Raw genomic sequence first — 14,066 nt, 5'->3', positions numbered from 1 at the left:
ACAGTTTACATCAAAGTTTTGTTAATGAAGGGTTAACGGACGGTTAATGCTATTTTTGAAAGAAATTTGATTGTATTTTTGAACTTGGAAATTTTAACCAACCAAAGTCCCATTGGGACGACCATATCCCAACATAGGAATTCATTCCTATGAAAAACTATGAATCGCAAGAGAAACATCACCATCATTTTGTTCACCTTCAGCCTGATTATTTTGGTTGCGCTTCAGGCGTATTACATCCACAATTCCTACCGATTGGAGGAAAAAGACCTGACTCGACAAGCCCGATTGATTGCCGATAAAGTGCTTGATGAAATGGAAAAATATGACAATGACAAACGGGATGACAAGTTGGTTGGCGATTTCGAAAGGCTCAAAACAGAAATCACAATTCAGAAAGAAAAAATCATTCACCCAGAAAGGATTTACACATCAGAACCATTTCACAGCAAGCAACTCGAGCAGATTCTAAAGAAAAATATTGGCGACAGTGATTTTAAGATTGCCATCAAAAACGAAGTGTTTTCCGTTCTTGATGAAGTGAAAAATGAAGAACTTTTGCCCAAGAATCGTTCTATCATTCTTTTTCAAACGTTGAACAAAATGACCGCACCGATTTTGATGTACGAAGGCAAATGGTCTAGCCATCAATCCAGAGAAAACACGGATTTGAATCTCGATGAAAAACATTTCTATCTCGTAAAATCGAAGGCGACATTTCAATTGCTGAATATGGAGTTTCTGATTTTCAAAAAAGTGATTCCGTTGATTATCATTAGTTTATTGATTGTGATTTTAATTGTTTATTTATTCTGGAACAGTTTAAAAAACCTGAATCGCCAAGAAAAGAAAATCTCGCAACTTCACACCACCATCGATTCCATCGCACACGAACTGAACACGCCAATCACAACGTTGAAATTTTCCATCGTCCAAACCTCAGATTCTGAAACCAAAGCTTTGCTGGAACGTCAAATCAAACGTTTGGAAAATATTGTAAAGTCCATTCACCATTCGGATTCTGAAGATGTTTTGATGGATAAGATGGAAATGGAAAATTACTTTGCGAACATCAAAAAAACTTACAGAGACATTAACTTTAAGATTAATCTGGATTTACTAAAGAACAATGTTTTTCGTCAAAACGACTTCACACAAATGATGGATAATCTCATCGATAATTCTGTAAAATACGGCGCAAAAAATCTTGATATTATCATTAATGACAATCTTGAAATCGAAATCTCCGACGACGGAATCGGAATTCCAAAAGACGATTTGAAATTTATTTTTGATAAATATTACCGCGTTTCCAGAGCCGAAAATCTGAACATCAATGGTTTGGGTGTTGGTTTATTTTTGGTGAAATCCATTGTTGATAAATACAAAGGAAAAATCTCTGTAAAATCCAATCTTGGCAAAGGTGTAACTTTTAAAATCCAGATTCCAAATGAAAACTAAAATCTTTTTGGTAGAAGACGATGCAGACTTGGGAATGGTTTTAAAACAATATCTGGAATTCTCAGATTTCGAGGTCAATTGGATTCCGAATCCCGAATTTATCATTAATAATAAAGAAATCATCCAAGATTATCAATTGGCGATTTTGGACGTGATGCTTCCTTTTATGGACGGTTTCGAACTCTCAAAAGAAATCAGAAAAACCTCTGATATTCCCTTCCTATTTCTAACCGCGAAAGGTCAAAGTATTGATAAAATCTTGGGTTTAAAACTCGGCGCCGACGATTACATCACAAAACCTTGCGAACCGGAAGAGTTGATTCTGCGCATCAAAAACATTCTGAAAAGACAACAGAACTCTGCAAAAGATATTATAAAAATCGGAAATTATGCCTTCATTCCATCGCAGCTCCAATTGAAATTTGAATCCGAAACCATTCAGTTAACAGAGAAGGAGTCCGAACTTTTGCTTATGCTTTCCAGAAGCAATCATAAGATTATCAACCGAAAAGAAATCCTAGAAAATCTCTGGGGCGAAAATGACTATTTCCTCGGCAGAAGTCTGGATGTTTTTATGACAAGACTTCGGAAATATCTTCAAAAAGACGACAGGATCAAGTTCGAATCCGTGCGTGGAATCGGCTTCAAAGTGGAGTTTCCGATATGATTTTTTTATCTCTATTGAAAAAGACCTTTCCAAACTGCCCAGATAATTAATAGTGGCAAATTGATTATTCCGAAGACAAAATGTTTTATAGAAAGTTTCAGCTTTCCAATATTGCCATTTTCAAAATATACAGATCTAACGTAAAGATCAAAAAAATTCATAACTTTTATTTTCTCAACAGTATCAAAGATAGTTCCTAAGAGAAATTTTATTGTTAAGAAATTGTTAACTTTTGATTGCTTATTAGATCACATACTTTTTGAGTCCTTCCATAATGCCCTGCCACAGCATATTGAAGAAACTCTTGTCCGGATCGCGTTTTTTCTCAATCACTACATGCGTTGGTTCACCTTTCGATTCATCTTTTACGAACCAGTTTGCGACAGTTGACAGCACTTTGCGTTCCTTGCCTTTTTTATTAAGGAAATTAACGTACATATCGTTGTATTTAAAATAGAACTTTCCTGCAATTCCGGCATTCGTTCCGTAATAATCAAATTTCAGATAATCAATTTTTCCATCCAGCGTGATATTGAGATAAGGTCTCACAAATAAATTTACATTATCCGCTGAAAGCTTTTGGATATTGCCTTTGATGGTAAATTTGTCCTGCATATCCATTACATCAAATTTCCAAACGATGTTTGTAGGAGCAGTGCCGTAAAAAGCAAAATTAGCGTCAGCTGTTATCACGGTTGGTCTTCCTTTGATTTTTCCGTTGTTGACATCATTAATTAAAATTCCGAAATTATCAAATTTCAGTTTCCCCGGAATATTGCTATTTTCTGCATTTTCCTCATAAACCAACGCTGAGTTTTTGATCACCACAGTTTTGACGAACAAAGGCATTTTCACATTCCTCAATTTTTTACTGAATAATATTCGTGGATCGTGATCGTCTGCCGGAGCTAAATCGTGATAAATATTGCAGTTCAAGCCATCGATTTCGACTTTATTAATATAAATCAAAGGATTTCTGAAGAAGTCCGAATTCTGATCTGTGATCCCAATACTTTTTACAGAAATCGTATAAAGATCAGTCTCTTTTGCAATTACTTTGCTGAAGCCGGCTCTGGAATATTTTGGCAGATATTTGAAATCTTTGATGTCCGTTTTGTTCCCGGAATTTTTAAGCTGAGCAATTTTAAGGGTATAATATTTCCCGGCATCAAGGTCAATTTTCTGAGCACTGATTAACCTTTTGCCAATCGTCACAGGTTTATGATTTTTAAAATCTGCAGTGTTGGAAGACAATTGCTGCAAGTTGATATCGAATTTTCCAACTGCCAATTTCTGTTTTCCCTGACTGGTTTGAGACATTTTTCCATTCGAAATATTGATGAAACCAAGTTTCGCAGCAAAATCAGGTAGAGTAGAACTTGATTTTTTCTGTTTTGGTTTTTGTTTGTGATTGGATGAAATTATTTTGATGTCAGGCGATTTAATTTCGATTCCATCCATCAGGATATTCAGTTTTTGACCGATGTATTTTGTCTGGTTGTTTACGATCTTGATTTCGTCCGTATTGATGTTGAAAAGATCTTTGTTCGCAGATTTTGCCAAAGCTGTAACCTGAACTTTTTCGAACAGAATATTAGAATCGTGAGAATCGATTTTTTTAATTCTGACTGCTTGAAGTTTGTTGGCTTTAAAGTAAATATTATCCGCTTCGATGTCGTGATTGGTAAATCTGAAAGGGATTTTTTCCTTCACTGTATTTTTATCAAAAACAATATTAGTAAGTTTGAAATTGAATTGATCTATCGAAGCTGTTTTGTCAAGATTTGCCTGCAAAACCACAATTTTACCTTTCTCAAAACTGATGTTTTTCAAACCGATTTTCATATCGATTTCTTTCGGATCTTTCTCCTTTTCAACAATGTTTTTTCCTGTGGAAATCACTTTAAGATCCGGATGTTTGAAGATAATATCAGAAACAATTAGGGAGTCCTCGCTCACATTGAAATCCTTTGCCAGTAAGTTTTCAGAATAGAAATCAAAGATATTTTTTGCATTATAATTGGCAGCATTCTGCAATGGTTTTAGATGAAATTTCTTAAGTTCAAGTGTTTTGTTTGCAGCCAGAATTTCGTCAGCGTCAACTTCATAAAACTCATTTACGCCAATTTTGACGCTTTTTGCATCGATTTTAAATTCCTGGAAAGCAATTGGAATTTTAGAGTTATTATCGCTTTGTTTGATGTCTGTCAGTTTGATATTGATATTTTCTCCAACGAAAACCGGTTTCCCATCCGCATTTTTGATATCTGCAAAAACATTATTAATCAAAATATTATTGATATGGATATCCGTCGCTTTTTTCTGTTTTTTTTGGTCTTTCTTTTTAGGAGCAAGTCTTACATTGATTTTAGAATCAGTCAATAACAATTGATCCGCGTGATAAGATTTGTTGAAAATGGCTTTCCAGATAGAAATATCATGAAGCTCTATTTTCTTTACAGTTCCATTGATTTGAGTGATGGAAGAATCTTTGGGATTTTTAGTAGAAATTTTCAATTCGTCTGCCGTGAAATCACCTTTCAGAAGACTTAATGAAAAATCTTTCAACTCAATTTTGTAAGCTGTTTTATCATTGACCAGATCTGGTAATTTTTTTTGAAGATAGAAATCTAAAGCAAAAGGAAATGCTAAAATCAGAACCAGGAAACCAATTCCTATTCCCAAAAACCATTTTTTGCGTGTGTGTGTTTTCTCCGGTATATTTTTTTCCATCAATTGTAAATCTTTCTCATTTCAAAGCTACACAAAAGATGTTCCAATAACTTAATATATTGTTTTTCTAAATTGATTATTTAGTAATTACTGTCGAATTTTATAACTTTAAATGCATATCAATAAAAATAATACAACAAAAATGGCCGGAACTTTTCCGACCATCTTTGTTACCGAAGTAACTTTTAACAAAAAATAACTTAAACTTTATTTATTTCCATCCGCCTCCAAGAGCTCTGTAAAGATCAACAATACTGCTAAGTCTTTGTCTCTTGATGGAAGCCAGATTCAATTCTGCCTGAAGCGAGTTGGCCTGAGCTGTGATCACTTCAAGATAATTAGCCATTCCGCCTTTGTAAAGCAGTTCGGCGCTTTTGATGCCGTCTTTCAGCGTTGTCACTTGTTCCGAAGCTTTTGCTTCCTGAGCTTTTAAACTTTCATTCGAAACCAATGCGTCGGAAACTTCTCCAACAGCATTCAGAACAGATTGACGGAAAGCCAAAACATTTTTCTCTCTCTGAATTTTTGCAACCGCCAAATCGGTTTTCAATTGTTTTTTCTGGAATATTGGTTGCGTAATTCCACCTAAAACAGATCCAAACAACGAAGCCGGAATCTGAAACCAATTATCAATTTTAAATGAATTCACGCCACCATTTGCAGTAATCCTCAAAGCGGGATACATGCTTGCCTGAGCAATTCCCACAATCGAATTTGATTCCAACAAAACCAATTCCTGTTGGCGAACGTCAGGACGACGGCTCACCATCGCAGCGGGAATTCCTGCCGAGATATTTTGTGGTAAAGACGAATCGGACATTTCAATCGTTCTGCTTATTTTATCTGGATTTTCACCCACTAAAATACTCAATGCATTTTCCTGAATGGCGATATTTTGTTCGAGTTGAGTAATCAAAAGTTCTGTCGATTCTGTTCTGGCTTTCGCCTGCTGAACGCCCAAAGATGTTGTCTCGCCACCTTTCCAGATTTTTTCAGTCACATCCAAAGTGTTTTTGCTGAGTTCCAGATTGGATTTTGCCACCTTCATTTGTTTGTCAAGCATCAAAAGATTGTAGTATCCTTGAGCAATAGCTGCAACAACTTGGGTTTGGATTGCTTTTGAAGCCTCATAAGTCTGCAGAAACTGAACTCTCGAAACTTCCTGCTGATTTTTTATCTTTCCCCAAATGTCAGCTTCCCAACTTAAATTGAAAGCGGCGTTGTAATCCTCAACGTGACTTTGACCGAGAAACAAATTCAGACTTTGTCCGTTCATACTGTTTTTCGAAGGTCTGGAAATCTGTCCCGAAACACCAAAACTGATGTCCGGATATTGCAGATATTTTGCCTGATTCAATCGTTCCTGTGATGAAGCGACTTGTTTCAAAGCAATCTGTAAATCATAGTTATTCTTGATCCCTTTTTCGATCAAATTTTGCAGGATCGGATCTTTGAAAAATTGTCTCCATTCCAGATCGGCAACACTTGCTGTATCCGCGGTTGCCGTGTACTTGAATGTTTCCGGCAACTCTGGACTTACTTTATCTAAAGCTAATTTTGGCATACAGGAAACCGCACTCGCTACGACTACTGATGAGACCAAAATCTCTTTTATTTTTGTTATGATGTTCATTGATTTTCTTTTTTTAAATATAATTTAAAGCCGCTTTTTCCTTTTTCAGTTTACGTTTCTTTCTGCTTGGCATTTTCTCGTGCAGATATTGGAAGATCACATACATCACCGGAATGATGAAAATCCCGAAAACAACACCCGTAAACATCCCACCAACAGTACTGATTCCAATCGAATGATTTCCTTTCGCCGCCGCACCTTGCGACCAAACCAATGGCAACATCCCAATGATGAAGGCAAATGATGTCATTAAAATTGGTCTTAATCTTAATCTCGAAGCCTGTAAAGCTGATTCGATTAAAGTCCTGCCAGCTTTTCTTCTTTGAACAGCAAACTCGACAATCAGAATCGCATTTTTCGCAAGTAATCCGACTAGCATAATCAATCCAACCTGAACATAAATATTATTATCAATTCCAGCCAAACCTGTAAAAGCATAAACTCCGAAAATCCCTGTAGGAATCGTCAAAATGATGGCGAAAGGCAAGATGTAACTTTCGTATTGAGCTGCTAATAGGAAGTACACAAACAAAATACTCAACATAAAGATGAAAGCCGTTTGTCCGCCGGTTTGTCTCTCTTCACGTGTGATTCCTGTCCATTCATAGCCGTAACCTCTTGGTAATGATTTTTTTGCCGTTTCTTCCACCGCTTTGATTGCGTCTCCTGTACTATAACCGGGTTTCGGCGTTCCATTGATTGTCACCGCATTAAACAAGTTGTTTCTTGTAACTGTTTCTGGTCCGAAAGATCTTTTCAAAGTCACTAAAGTTTTAACCGGAACCATTTCACTTTGATTATTCTTTACATAGATTCCTTCCAATGAGTTTGCATCGGTCCTGTAAGGAATATCTGCTTGAGCCATTACTCGGTAATATTTTCCAAATCTGTTGAAATCTGAGACGAAACTACTTCCGTAATAAATCTGCATCGTTTGCATCAAATCGTTGACAGAAACGCCTAACTGATTGGCTTTATCCGCATCTACCTGAATGGTGTATTGTGGATTTCCTGCCGCATAAGTGGTGAATGCAAAAGCAATTTCCGGACGTTTCATCAGTTCCCCGATAAAAGCTTGAGTCGTAGTTCCCAATTGTTCAAAAGAACCGTTGGTTTTATCCTGAAGCATAAATTCGAAACCGGAAACGTTACCAAAACCCTGTACAGTAGGGAAGTTGAAGAAGAAAGCACTCGCATCTTTTACCTGCGCTACTTTTCCTGTCAATCCTGCTGCGATTTGATCCGGATCTTTCACCTCGCCACGATCTTCATAATCTTTCAGCTTGATAAAACCAGCAGAGTAGGGCGATGCATTGGCATTACTAATGAAATTTAATCCATCAGAAACCCAAAGATATTTGGCTATATTTTCTTTCTCGATGATCTTATCAATTTGTTTTGTCGCTTTGTTGGTTCTTTCCAATGAGCTTCCCGGAGGCGTGTTCACAGCATACAAAACGAAACCTTGATCTTCTGTCGGGATAAATCCTGATGGCGCTTTATTAACCAATAAAATTGTAATCGCCGTGATCAATACAAGTCCGCCAACACTTACCCATTTGTTTTTGATTAAGAATTTAAGACTGTAAATATATTTTTTTGTCAGATTATTAAAGCTGGTATTAAAAGCGTTGAAAAATCTGGATCCGAAACCTGTTTTTTGATGGTGATCGGCGTGTTCTCCCTGAGGATCATTCAGTAAAAGTGCACACAAAGCTGGACTTAAAGTCAATGCATTAATAGCCGAAATCAAAATCGCAATGGCTAAAGTGAAGGCAAACTGTCTGTAGAAAACACCTGCCGGTCCTTGCATAAATCCAACCGGAATAAACACCGCTGACATTACCAAAGTGATGGAAATAATCGCTCCCGATATCTCACTCATCGATTCTCTGGTGGCCTGATCAACTGGTAATCCCGTATGTTCCATCTTGGAATGGACGGCCTCCACAACTACAATCGCATCATCGACGACAATTCCAATCGCTAGAACCAAGGCAAATAACGTCAACATATTGATACTGAATCCGAATAAATTCAGGAAGAAAAATGTCCCGATAATCGCAACCGGAACCGCAATCGCGGGAATCAAAGTCGATCTGAAATCCTGAAGGAAAATATAAACCACAATGAAAACCAAGATAAATGCAATTACCAAAGTCTCAACAACCTGATGAATAGATGCATCCAAAAAGTCTTTGGAGTTGTACATAATGATCGGTTTCACCCCTTTTGGAAGTGTTGTTTTGAATTCTTCAACCTGTCTTTCAACTTCGGTCAAGATTTCATTCGCGTTAGATCCTGCAGTTTGAAGGATTGCGAAACCTGCAACAGGCTTTCCATCAACTCTGTTTGCTGCGGTATAGCTGTATGATCCGAATTCTACTCTGGCAACATCTTTCAACCTTAGGAAAGAACCATCGCTATTGGACTTTACGACGATATTTTCGTAATCTTCGTTTTTGTTTAATTTCCCTTTATACTTTAAAATGTATTCGTAAGTTTCTGTACTTCCTTGTCCGAAACGTCCAGGCGCAGCTTCAAGATTGCTGTTTTTGACCGCGGCCAAAACTTCCTGAGGCGAGAGATTGTTGTCAGCCAAACGATCTGGTTTCAGCCAGATTCTCATCGAATAATCCTTAGACCCGAAAACCTGAGCCTGAGCAACGCCGGGAATACGCTGAAGCTGCGGAATGATATTGATCTTCATATAGTTTTGAAGAAAAAGCTCGTCGTATTGTTTAGGATCATCACTCGTGATTCCCATAAACATAATGAAACTGTTCTGAACTTTCTGAGTTGAAATTCCCGCTTGAACAACCTCTTGCGGAAGCTGACTCATCGCTTTGGAAACTCTGTTCTGAACGTTTACGGCCGCATTATCCGGATCTGAACCCTGTTTGAAAAAGATACTCAAAGTCATCGATCCATCGTTACTGGAATTCGAAGTCATATAAGTCATATTCTCCACACCGTTTACCGCTTCCTCAATTGGATTGGCTACGGAACGGGCGACAACTTCGGCGTTAGCTCCAGGATATGATGCCGTTACCTGAACGCTTGGTGGCGCAATGTCTGGGAATAATGTGATCGGCAATTGGAATACCGAAAGCAATCCCAGTAATAATAAGATGATCGAAATAACCGTTGAGAGTACCGGTCTTTCTATGAATTTTTTGAACATAAGAAGTATAGTTTTAAGTGGCTTACGGCAAATAGCTTTTGGCAATTAGCTTTAAAACCAATTTGTAAAAATTAGTAATAATTAAATCTTAAGTATTGAATTGATAGCCATTAGCAGTAAGCCAAAAGCTATTAGCAATTTACAGAGGCGTTGCTGTCAATAAGCTGTCAGAAGAAATCATTTTTGGTTTGATTGGCGCGCCGTCTTTCAAGCTTCCTAATCCGGTGTAAACGATCTGATCGCCTTTTTTTAGTCCTTCGGAGATGAAATAGTAATTTTCAGTTTTGCCTGAAATCGTGATTGGTTTGCTGGTCACGGTTTTATCTTTTCCAAGAACATAAACGTATGTTTTATCCTGAATTTCGAAAGTTGATTCTTGCGGAATTACAACGGCATTTGATAATAGTTGTGGCATTCTTACTTTTCCTGTATTTCCGCTTCTCAAAGTTCCGTTTGGATTCGGGAAAGTTGCACGAACCGTTATGGCACCTGTACTTTTATCGAATTGTCCGTCGATCATTTTCATTTTTCCTTTTTCGGAATAAGTCGTGTTATCAGCAATGACTAAATCTACCAAAGGCATATTTCTCATTTTTTCTTCAAGCGTTGCGCCGACGTATTTCTTTTGAAAAGCAATAAAATCGATTTCGCTGATGGAGAAATAAGCGTATATTTCGCTAATGTCCGATACGAAAGCTAATGGAGTAGCGTCAGTTCTTGAGATTAGGCTTCCTTTTTTGTAAGGAATTCTTCCAAGATAACCGCTGACAGGCGCTGTGATAGTCGTAAATCCGTTTGTAATTCTCGAACCGCTCAAAGAAGCTTTTGCCTGTGCGGCCGTGGCAACTGCGACTGCGTAATTGGCTTTTGCCGTTTTCAGCTGAACGTCAGAAACTACTTTTTCAGCAACCAAAGTGGTAAGTCGGTCAACTTCCACTTTCATTTTTTGAATGTTGGCGTTTGCAGCTTGTAGATTGGCACTTGCCATATTCACTTGTTCGCCGTAAGATCTGGAATCTATTTTGAATAAAGGCTGTCCCGCTCTTACGAAAGCACCTTCTTCTACATAAATTTTGTCCAGATAACCATCAACCTGAGATCTGATTTCCACATTATTTTTTCCTTCTAATGCGGTCGGGAATTCCTGAAATGTTGATGTATTTGAAGTGATGACAGTATAGACAGGCAATTCCGGAGCTGGAGGTGGTGCGCCTGCGCCTTCTGCCGCTTTCGTGCAGTTTTGTAAAAGTATGATACTCGATAGAAGTACGATAAATTTTATTTTAGTGATAGTTTTCATTTTGAAGTTTGAATTTTAGATTAAGTTAGATATGTTCTTAATAGTTTTATAGTTATTTTTCCTAACGGTGTTAATAGTTTGTTCAAAAAAATATAACATTCGGTGGTGTTTAGATTTTAGTTTCCATAATAATTTATTTTAATATTGATTTTAAATTTCACTTAAAAATGTTAGTATAGCTAACAGTGTTAATGTTTTATGACAAAATTGACTTCTGAAAATATTCAAGACCTAAAAAGTCTAAGATTAATTTAATGTTAATTTTCCTAACGGTGTTAATTTGAAAGCCAAAAAAAAATTACAATGATTTTATAAAAGCAGAAACAGTTTCGTCCAGCGTCGTTTTATTCATTGTAGAAGGAATATCTGCATTTCTCATCATCATAATAGAAATCAAACCGTGAACGGCTGAAAAAAGAGCGTGAGAAGAGTGGCAGGCATTATCTGGATTTGATCCTTTTTTATTGATAATTTCCAAAGTACATTCATACAGCATATCCTGAAATGAGGAAAATTCTTCCTTCATCATTCCTTTTCCGCTGCATTGCATTCCAAGTCCAAACATCAGTTGGTAATATTCTTTATTTTTGAAAGCAAACTTCCAGTAAGCATCTACAATTGCTGTAATTTGATCTTCGGGTTCCGAATGTTTTTTCTGAGCTTTCAGTAATTCGATGTGTAATTGGTGAAAACCGTTTAAAGAAATTTCATACAAAATCGCTTCCTTGTTTTCAAAATAATCATAAACTACAGGTGCGCTGTACTCAATCGCATCGGCAATTTTACGGATAGAAAGTGAAGCCCAACCTTCTGTCTTAGCCAAAGTAAAAGCCGCATCCAATATATTGGCGCGTGTAGATTCCTTTTCTCTTTGACGACGTTCGTGTAAGCCCATTATTTTATTTTTCTAACAGCGTTAGCAAAACTACAATTAAAAGTTACTAACTGCCAAACAAATTTCTATTTTTAACATTAATTAAAATAAAAGCCTATTCTTAAAGTTTGTTAGAAGTCAGCCAATTAGGAAAATCTTTAATAATCAATTTATCAGCAAACCCAATGTACCAGCTGTATCCGTTTCTTCTTTCTTCCGAAATTTCGTTGTAATTATATTTAACACTGCCATCGCGATCACCGAAAATTGGTTTATTTGTATTAAGATCATAAAATCTTGCCCAGACAACAGAACCTTTTTCTTCAGTTAATACACGGACCGTTATTTTATCTTGTTTTACAACTTTGTAACTGTAACCTTCTATCTTATTTTCTTTAAACCATTTCACAGCACTTTTAATTGATTTTTCAATTTCAGGAGTTACTGGCTGCATCATCAGAAATCGGACAATGCCGACGGATTCTCCGGTTGCTAACGAAACTGGTTCGAATGCTCTGGCTTTTGCTGGCTGCAAAGTAATCTCATCATATTGATCTGCCCAGATTGTAGGAATGCCGTTCTGCAAAACCTGATTTGTCAGAATGCATTCAATTCCTTTCTTGAGGGCGGTTTTTGATTTTAATTTTAATTCAGAGTTGACAGAATCAAAATCATTTTTGCCTTCCGATATATTATATAAAACAGTCAACGCATTGATCATTGCATTGTCATTATAGGTAATTTGCTTGCGGTAAATCTGTTTGTTAGGATAATATTGCGGGAAACCACCATTCTCATATTGCATCGTCAAAAGATAATTGATTCCTTTTTCAGCAGCAGAAAGATAGGCTGGGTTTTTAGTTGTTTTATAAGCTTTTACAAGTGCATTTATTTCTTTCGTCGTCGCATTATTGTCAATTGTTGCGTGATCATCGCCAGTCGATTTTATCTTTTTCAATAAATTTTTATCAATCGCAACTTCGTAATTCACACTCGTTCCGCCAACCAGATGCTTTCCCCAAGCGCCATTTGGTAACTGATAAATCAGCATTTTTTCGGCTAAAGAATCTTTGGTTTGGGCAAAATAACTGCCGGCAATTAATACAGAAAAGAATGTGATCAGACTTGTTCTCATTTTAATTTCAAATTATAATGTACAAATTAAGCATTATTAATGTCAAAATGATAATTTATTTTTGTCGCAAAACAAAAAAAGGACAAACCAGTTGGTTCATCCTTCAATTTTATATTATGAATTATCTTAAGCCTCAATAAACTCCAGCAGATCTTTGTTGATGGTCGCAGCTTCCGTAGTTGGCATTCCGTGAGGGAAACCGGGATAGGTTTTTAAAGTTCCTTTTTTCAACAATTTGATTGATTTCAAAGCTGCATTTTGGTAAGGGACAATCTGGTCATCTTCACCGTGAAGTACCAAAACAGGGATTTCGGTCGCTTTCAAATCTTCGGTCTGGTCAGTTTCAGAAAACGCTTTGATTCCGTCGTAATGAGCAACGATTCCGCCCATCATTCCTTGTCTCCACCAGTTTCTTTGTACGCCTTCTTTCACATCTGCACCTTCTCTGTTGTAACCGTAGAAAGGGACAGTCAAATCAATATAAAACTGACTTCTGTTATTCAAAGTTTGGTCTCTGATTCCGTCAAAGACCGACATCGGAACACCATCCGGATTATTATCACTTGCCACCATAATTGGCGGAACAGCGCTGATTAACACCGCTTTCTTCGCTCTTCCATTGGCATATTTTGCAACATAACGGATTACTTCGCCACCACCTGTAGAGTGACCAATGTGAACCACGTCTTTCAGGTCAAGGAATTCTACCAGTTCAGCTGCGTCAGAAGCATATTGTTCAATCGTGTGATTGTAAATGTCCTGGCTGGAACGGCCGTGACCTCTTCTGTCGTGCGTCACTACTCTGTAACCTCTTTGCAGGAAGAAAATGACCTGTGCATCCCAATCATCTGATGATAAAGGCCATCCGTGGTGAAACATCAAAACTGGTCCTTCACCTTGGTCTTTGTAAAAAATCTCTGTTCCGTCTTTTAATTTTAGTGTGCTCATAATTTACTTTTTTTAGTTTTGTGATTAATTTCTTGTAAGATTTTGTTGTCTTAATCCTAAAGCAAATGTAGTCGAGCGAAATCTAATTCATCTTGATCTAAGATATTATCGTGTAATTAGATTTTTCTGAG

9 protein-coding genes are annotated in these 14,066 nt (G+C 37.0%); 2 read left to right on the top strand and 7 right to left on the bottom strand.

Translation table 11 applies throughout. The features are described from left to right. Nucleotides 1-159 precede the first annotated feature (159 nt). Together PQ459_13155 and PQ459_13150 are read left to right on the top strand one after the other, a co-directional pair. Entirely contained in the window at nucleotides 160-1,461 is a 1,302-nt protein-coding gene (locus PQ459_13155) for a sensor histidine kinase (protein WDF45845.1), read from the top strand. Next, nucleotides 1,451-2,128: a response regulator transcription factor gene (locus PQ459_13150; GenBank protein ID WDF45844.1), complete on the top strand. Its 678-nt coding sequence runs from the start codon at nucleotides 1,451-1,453 to the stop codon at nucleotides 2,126-2,128. The genes PQ459_13155 and PQ459_13150 overlap by 11 nt, the downstream gene beginning before the upstream one ends. A gap of 243 nt (nucleotides 2,129-2,371) precedes the next feature. On the opposite strand, the gene PQ459_13145 is transcribed toward PQ459_13150, so the two are convergent. From PQ459_13145 to PQ459_13115, 7 genes are all read right to left on the bottom strand, one after another. Continuing rightward, nucleotides 2,372-4,861: a hypothetical protein gene (locus PQ459_13145; GenBank protein WDF45843.1), complete on the bottom strand. Its 2,490-nt coding sequence runs from the start codon at nucleotides 4,859-4,861 to the stop codon at nucleotides 2,372-2,374. A 211-nt stretch (nucleotides 4,862-5,072) separates the two neighbouring features. Beyond that, the gene (locus tag PQ459_13140) at nucleotides 5,073-6,494 is read right to left on the bottom strand and encodes an efflux transporter outer membrane subunit (GenBank protein WDF45842.1); all 1,422 of its coding nucleotides are present in this window, start codon (nucleotides 6,492-6,494) and stop codon (nucleotides 5,073-5,075) included. Between the two features lie 13 nt (nucleotides 6,495-6,507). Then, the gene (locus tag PQ459_13135) at nucleotides 6,508-9,678 is read right to left on the bottom strand and encodes an efflux RND transporter permease subunit (protein ID WDF45841.1); all 3,171 of its coding nucleotides are present in this window, start codon (nucleotides 9,676-9,678) and stop codon (nucleotides 6,508-6,510) included. 139 nt (nucleotides 9,679-9,817) lie between these two features. Further along, nucleotides 9,818-10,978, bottom strand: a complete 1,161-nt coding sequence (locus PQ459_13130; protein ID WDF45840.1) for an efflux RND transporter periplasmic adaptor subunit — start codon at nucleotides 10,976-10,978, stop codon at nucleotides 9,818-9,820. A gap of 298 nt (nucleotides 10,979-11,276) precedes the next feature. Next, the gene (locus PQ459_13125; protein ID WDF45839.1) at nucleotides 11,277-11,873 is read right to left on the bottom strand and encodes a TetR/AcrR family transcriptional regulator; all 597 of its coding nucleotides are present in this window, start codon (nucleotides 11,871-11,873) and stop codon (nucleotides 11,277-11,279) included. A 100-nt stretch (nucleotides 11,874-11,973) separates the two neighbouring features. Then, nucleotides 11,974-12,987: a pectate lyase gene (gene pelA, locus PQ459_13120; protein WDF45838.1), complete on the bottom strand. Its 1,014-nt coding sequence runs from the start codon at nucleotides 12,985-12,987 to the stop codon at nucleotides 11,974-11,976. A 126-nt stretch (nucleotides 12,988-13,113) separates the two neighbouring features. Then, a complete protein-coding gene (locus PQ459_13115) occupies nucleotides 13,114-13,935 on the bottom strand; it encodes an alpha/beta hydrolase (GenBank protein WDF45837.1) in 822 nt (273 codons plus the stop codon). Between the last annotated feature and the right edge of the window lie 131 nt (nucleotides 13,936-14,066).

This window comes from Chryseobacterium sp. KACC 21268, from assembly GCA_028736075.1.
In the GTDB taxonomy this organism is placed as follows: Bacteria; Bacteroidota; Bacteroidia; order Flavobacteriales; family Weeksellaceae; genus Epilithonimonas.
Note: the sequence above shows the minus strand (reverse complement) of the source record. Positions and strands in the feature narration are given on the sequence as shown.

Bases quoted from the DNA above. Each gene is read 5' to 3' on its own strand.
- pelA (WDF45838.1), bottom strand. From the start codon at position 12,987: ATGAGAACAAGTCTGATCACATTCTTTTCTGTATTAATTGCCGGCAGT.
- PQ459_13125 (WDF45839.1), bottom strand. From the start codon at position 11,873: ATGGGCTTACACGAACGTCGTCAAAGAGAAAAGGAATCTACACGCGCC.
- PQ459_13150 (WDF45844.1), top strand. From the start codon at position 1,451: ATGAAAACTAAAATCTTTTTGGTAGAAGACGATGCAGACTTGGGAATG.
- PQ459_13145 (WDF45843.1), bottom strand. From the start codon at position 4,861: ATGGAAAAAAATATACCGGAGAAAACACACACACGCAAAAAATGGTTT.
- PQ459_13155 (WDF45845.1), top strand. From the start codon at position 160: ATGAATCGCAAGAGAAACATCACCATCATTTTGTTCACCTTCAGCCTG.
- PQ459_13140 (WDF45842.1), bottom strand. From the start codon at position 6,494: ATGAACATCATAACAAAAATAAAAGAGATTTTGGTCTCATCAGTAGTC.
- PQ459_13115 (WDF45837.1), bottom strand. From the start codon at position 13,935: ATGAGCACACTAAAATTAAAAGACGGAACAGAGATTTTTTACAAAGAC.
- PQ459_13135 (WDF45841.1), bottom strand. From the start codon at position 9,678: ATGTTCAAAAAATTCATAGAAAGACCGGTACTCTCAACGGTTATTTCG.
- PQ459_13130 (WDF45840.1), bottom strand. From the start codon at position 10,978: ATGAAAACTATCACTAAAATAAAATTTATCGTACTTCTATCGAGTATC.